Source organism: Rhodopirellula sp. UBA1907 (assembly GCF_002337565.1).
Lineage (GTDB): Bacteria > Planctomycetota > Planctomycetia > Pirellulales > Pirellulaceae > Rhodopirellula > Rhodopirellula europaea.
Genome location: NZ_DDGH01000092.1, coordinates 128606 through 134744 on the forward strand (window position 1 = coordinate 128606; position 6139 = coordinate 134744).

Here is a 6139-nt window from a genome sequence, read left to right on the forward strand (position 1 = left end):
GATGGTCGCTGTGATCGTTTTGGGTTTCTGCAAAGTGCGCACGCCGATCAATCCCGTAAGTCGATCGACATGCAGGCGAAGGTTCGCTTCGATTTGATCGCGGTCGGGATTCATGCGATTTTCTCCAAGATCAATCGTTGTGCTTTGTTCAATTCCACACCTGGCCGGACCGCCTGAATCATCGCGATTGCGTCCGCCGCCGTTTGGGCTTCACCGGACACGATCAACACGGCCGCAGCAAACAGGCCCGTTCTTCCGTGTCCTTGGGCGCAGTGAATCAGGATCGGTTTCAGCAATTTGATGATTTCGTCCGCCAATTCACGGATCTCATTCGATGTCGATCCCGTTCCATCAAGCATCGGATGGCAAAGGTAGGACTGAAGGCTCCATCGGTCTTTGGGTTCCGTGAACTCGCACGTCAGATCAACGACCGATGCAATGCCCGCCGCCAATTCATGCTCAAGCAAACGGCGCGACAACACTAGCTCATCGTTCAACGTGTTGGTCTTCGGTTCACGCGACAGCAACCGAACGACGTGCCACACCACCGAAACGTACAGAACATAGGGAAGCACCAACAACGTCCCCAGCCGTGATCGCCGTCCATCAAAACGCTTGCCAAAGACACCCGGTGCCGAGAATAGATACGCGGCGTCAACCAAGCCAAACGAAAACGCGGGATAAAAGAGCAGCCAGGCCCACGGCCCGCCACGCGCGACGGCGACAGCAATCGCGATCGCCAGCAAAAGAAAGAGGATACCGTACTTCACACGGCCTCCGTGTCTGGGAACGTCAGACAGCATGTCTGCACGACGATAGAGTGATTGGCAGTCTTCATGACCTCAAATGTATTCAAATACGAACAACGCCCGTGATGAATTGCTCCGTCCCGCGCGTTGGTGTCTTGCTGTCACGATCACCATTCCACGCAACCCTCCAGTTCGCCCGCTATTTTGAGTACAATCCTCAACGGCGAAGCAAGAATAATCAACGGGAATCTGAGTGAGCCAATGCTGAAAACGGATCAATCAAAGAATCGGAATCGGAGCATTTATTTTGCCTGTCGAAAGTGAAAGCCCGAACCAGGACGCCGCGAATTGCAACGACACGATTCATAGTGATCTAGAGTCCAAGCTGGAAGGTTGGCGGGAACGTTTGCTGGATCTGGGGAACCGAAACCCGCTGATCAATTGCCGCTTCACCGAACGTAGCAACCTGATCGAATTCGACACGCCATCAACCGAAGTGATCTGGCGAACCTTGGCGGCCGATTCGGAAGCCGGAGCGTCGTCCATGCGATTTCCATGGCGTCGTGATTTGGTGCCGCCGCCGGATGATTGGCAGGAATTCGAGGAGGAACCCAGCATCGATGGTTCCTCTGACGCCAAGTCAGACTCTGGTGCTTCCAATGTGGAGACCGTTTCCGTCGATGGTGATGCCAACGGCAAAGCTAAATCGACGATCTCGTTCCAGCGTCGTAAACGTCGCCCCTGGAATCCCCCCATCGCGGAGTGTCGGCAATCACCTCGTCTGACACCATCGGATTTGCTGGTCGATCGAACTGACACCGCACTGGATCGAAAGCTGCGGAAGTTGGCTGGCGATGCGCAGTTGTCGATGTCGGAACAGGGCGTTCATTCATTATACGCATCGTTTGGTTTCCTGAAGTGGTACGAGTCGGTTGACTCGGGTGAAGAACGCGTCAGCCCGTTGATTCTGGTACCCGTTTCACTCTCTCGCGAAACTACCAGCGCGCCTTGGGAACTGACTGAAGCGGAAGACGATGCACTGGACAACCTGTGTTTGCGGCAACGTCTATGGCAAGACTTCAAGTTAGAACTTCCGCCGCTTCCGGAGTTGAGCGAATTAGAGGAACCAGAAGCACGTCAAGCCTTTTTGGGAAAAGTCCGTGCCGCGATCGCGGCTAACGATCGTTGGGAAGTCGAAGACCGCTGCGCGATTGGGCGATTCGCATTCCCCAAAATCGCGATGTGGCAAGACCTGGGGCAGCACGCTCATGCCGTGATGGGCAACGATCATTGCCGCATCCTTGGTGGTGACGAAGGCGACTTTGGCGATGAACCGTTTGGTCCGATCAGTGACGTCCCGACGTCGCGAGAACTGGATGATGTCCTGGCACCGGGGGAAGTCAAAACAATTCTCGATTGCGATTCCAGCCAACTTGAAGCGATCGCTGCGGCACGCGAGGGCGTTAGCTTTGTGCTCGATGGGCCGCCGGGCACGGGCAAGAGTCAAACGATCGCGAACATCATCGCCGACGCATTGTCGGTTGGACGCAAGGTTTTGTTCGTCAGTGAAAAGATCGCGGCCCTTGAGGTTGTGAAGAAGCGTTTGGAAGATCGCGGGTTGGGTGATTTCTGTTTGGAATGTCACTCTAGTAAAGCGAACCGTCGTTCGGTCCTGTTTGAAATGGAACGATGCCTCGATTTGCCAGCCGAAGTTTACAAGGACAGTCGGCCGAAACTGGACGAACTTGCCGAGCAGCGGGCCCAACTCAATCGCTATGCTCGCGAGCTGCATCAACCGCGTGATCCACTTGGATTTTCGCCGTTTGAATTATTTGGGCGAATCAGTCGGTTGAAAGCCGATGGTGCGGCTTCGCGAACTCGATGCGTCGTTCCAGCGAATGCAACAGCAAGCCGCTTCGAGTTTGATTCTTCATTGCGTCTTCTCGAGCGTGCGAGTGATTTTAGCGACCTGTTGAAGGACCACGACAATCACCCGTGGCGTGGTTGTCACCAAACCACGCGGTCGCTTTCCTTGCACGATGATCTGAAACATCACCTGCAAATTTTGGCGGATCGGTGCTTGCGAATCGCAGCGTTATTTGAGCCGTTGGTCTCGAAAGGCTTGATCGAACCTGTGACGCTCACTAATTTGGAAAGTCACCGTCACGCCTGCGAAAACGCAATCACGACACCGGAGATGCCAGCGAGTTGGCTTACCGATCCAGCTCGATCGTCGCTAGCAATCGTCAACCGGATCAACGCGGACATCGGGATGGCGTCAAAGCGTGGGGCACTTGCTGTGCTCGCGCGCCCCAATGATCCGTCCTTGCCGACCGACGCGGTGCGATCGCTGTTGGCCAGCACTTCTCGACCGCATACCGATGCAACTTTACCCGGGCTAGAGGTCGAGTTACCAAGAACATTGGTTGCCGCCGGCGAAGCCATTGAGCGACAGTTGCATCGCGTATCGCCAGTGACGGATGCAATCGAAAGGTTGCGTCAATCGCTTAGCGAAGCCGACAAAACAATCAAGCTTAAACTGCCTGATCGAGCAACGATCCAAGACGTCGGCGAGTTTGCAAAGGCGATCGGGGCGGCGGGTGAAATTGGCATTGGGCAACCAGCCTGGCTTGACGCAAAGGCTCAACCGTCGATTGAAACATTGGCAACCAAAGCGATTGCAATCGCGACGAAGAACGAAACTTTGGCGGGTCAACTGTCCTCGTTGATCCCGACTCCGAAGGTTCTGACCCTTGCCGATCGCTTGCACGAATTGGATGGAAAGATTGATTCAATCCGTCAAGTAGGTGCAATGGGAATCCAGGATCTCAATGGCCTTGATGCTGCTGAGCGATCACTTTCGGACGCTGCGCTGCGGTTAATGAAACTGGATGAAGTTCAACGTCAACTGTCCGTCGTTCTCGGACTGAGCGATTCCGATTGGGAAGATGTATCGCTACCCATCGGCGAGATTACCGAAGCAACCCAGCAGGTAGAGCGGGCCGAAGTGTTGCTGGGCGGATTGAAAGACCCGGACGATCGAATCAAGCTTCGCAAGATTTGCGATGAAGCGATCCGCGATCTTGAAGACGCCGATTCCATCCGATCCGAATTCGGCGATCGCCTTTCTCATCGTGCCTTCCGCGAGTCGAGCGAACCGGTCGTCGCCAAGGGGACTGCCTTTGTCTCACTCTGGAAGCGTTGGTTTGGAGGTTACGCCAAGTATCGAATCGAACTGGCGGACTTTTATAGCGGCGAAGTCCCCAAGGGCAGCGACCTACTCGACGACGTCGTCATGCTGGAACGATTCCACCGGCGTCAATCGGATGTTCAGTCCGCAGCCGCACATTGGTCGGATCGACTGCCGGATGACTTCGACGCCTTGCAGCAAACTGATTGGTCGCAGCTTGCCGACGCTGTCGACGCAGTGGAACAACTTCACAAAACCTGGCCAAGCCTGGCGGGGGTCTTGCCCGATCGTCCGGCTTCGGTCGCAGACACGGGGCTGGCGGATGCTTTGAAATCCTATGTCGAATGCAAGAATGGCTTGGCGACGGATGCCTTAGTCACTGAATCACCGTCCAACGATACACAGGCAACTGTTGCCGAACAACTCGTTCATATTCAGCAACAACGCGACCGCATTGGCGAAGTTGCTCGAATGTGGCGAACGTGCGATCAAGTGATGAGTCGTCCCCTGAAATCTCCCGAAGAACTCGCAACGATCTTTGGGGCGCTGCAAGCTTATCGGCAACGCGCGACGAATCTGACGGACGGGGCGCAGAAGTACGCCGAATGGTTTCCGCGAAACGCGGCGACGACCAAGCTGGAATCATGGCTTTCGATGCAACGGGGCGTTGAAACGGCAAAACGATTCGCGAGTCTTGGTATCGGTGCAAGCACACTCAGATCGACGTGGTGCATTGAATCGTTCGTGGACCAACGGTCGACGTGGAAATCCATCAGTGCTGATCTGCAAAGGTTGCAAGTCGAGTTCATTGGCTCGGTGCATGATGCGGGCATTGAATTGGACGGCAAACCACTGAATGAAATCAGTCGCATCCTCTTCAATCACCGCGATTCGCTTGCCAATCAGCTGGGGCAGATTCAATCAATCGGCGGGGCACTCAAGAACGATGTCGATCCGTCGCTGGAAGAACTGGACTCGCTGGCGAATTCAGTCGCGTATTATCAAAAGTTTCAGGAAGAGAGCCGGGCTGCGAATTCGGAACTGCAGGCTTTGAAAATCCAGTCGATCGGACAGGGTGACTTGAAAGCGGCGCAGTGGTTGGCGGAAGCCGTGGCGAGTGATCGTGTTTCCGAACTTGGAAAGTCGGTCGCGACCGATTGCAAGGTGCGTCGTCAGGTCGCCGCGGTTCTGGATCAAGCGAAATTCATCGCGGATGATGAATGGCATTCAGCGATCGCGTTCCTGAAAAGGCTTTTCCCTTTCGATCAACCGGTGGTGGGTGAGAGCACGATTTCAAATTCAACACTTCACGACCTTGGGAATCGCTGCCGGTTTTGGATTGAGCACATCGAATCCTTCGATCAGTGGATCGCGTTTGCTGGGTGGCAATCGGATGTCCATGAAGCTGGCTTTGCTAAGGTCATCGAAGAACTGATCGAGCAACGGTATTCGCCCGAAGCAACGCGAGATGTCATCGCCATGCAGGTCTACCGCGAATTATTCGATGCACTTGCCAGATCGGATCGGCACTTTGGCGAGTTCGACATCAATCAACATGAACGAGTTCGCGACCGTTTCCGCCAACTTGATCAATGGGAGGTCCAGGCCGCAGCAACTCAGATTAGACAATATCAACTCGGCAGAGCCGACCGACCCTCAAGCAGCTTTGCGGGTGCCGATTCCAGCGAACTCGGAATCTTGCAAAAAGAGATCGCCAAGAAACGAAAGCATAAACCGCTCCGTCGCCTCTTTACTGAAATCCCGACGGTTCTGCAAAGGCTGAAACCATGCGTGATGATGAGCCCGTTGTCGGTAAGTACGTTTTTGGATTGCGATGAAATTCGTTTTGATTTGGTCATCTTTGACGAGGCATCCCAAGTATTTCCCTGGGACGCATTGGGAGCCATCTATCGTGGCACGCAGTTGATCGTTGCGGGCGACGAGAAGCAGTTGCCGCCGACTAACTTCTTCAGCCGCCAAGACGCGGAGACCGACGACGAAGAGGATGACATCGGCGATTACGAGAGCATCCTGTCGCTGTGTAAGTCGGTCGGAATGCCCAACAAACGCTTGAAATGGCACTACCGATCCAAACGTGAACCGTTGATCGCGTTCTCGAATCGCCACTTTTACGATGGTGAATTGGTGACATTCCCCAGCGTTGACGATGGCGATGGCGTCAGTTTTGAATACGTCCCGG

General features: G+C 54.6%; 2 protein-coding genes and 1 pseudogene. 1 reads left to right on the top strand and 2 read right to left on the bottom strand.

The annotated features are described in order from the left end of the window. Both B2R17_RS28225 and B2R17_RS21445 read right to left on the bottom strand, forming a co-directional pair. Nucleotides 1-114, bottom strand: a pseudogene (locus B2R17_RS28225) (peptidase M28); the annotation flags it as partial. Then, the gene (locus tag B2R17_RS21445; RefSeq protein WP_286765587.1) at nucleotides 111-803 is read right to left on the bottom strand and encodes a tyrosine-protein phosphatase; all 693 of its coding nucleotides are present in this window, start codon (nucleotides 801-803) and stop codon (nucleotides 111-113) included. The gene B2R17_RS21445 and the pseudogene B2R17_RS28225, both read right to left, overlap by 4 nt. A 253-nt stretch (nucleotides 804-1056) precedes the next feature. On the opposite strand from B2R17_RS21445, the gene B2R17_RS21450 reads away from it, so the two are divergent. Next, the coding region (locus B2R17_RS21450; RefSeq protein WP_286765588.1) for a DUF4011 domain-containing protein at nucleotides 1057-6139 on the top strand (5083 nt) is incomplete at its 3' end.

What these genes read in the sequence shown, in the direction of transcription:
- B2R17_RS21445 (WP_286765587.1), bottom strand. Translation starts at nt 803, where the DNA reads ATGCTGTCTGACGTTCCCAGACACGGAGGCCGTGTGAAGTACGGTATC.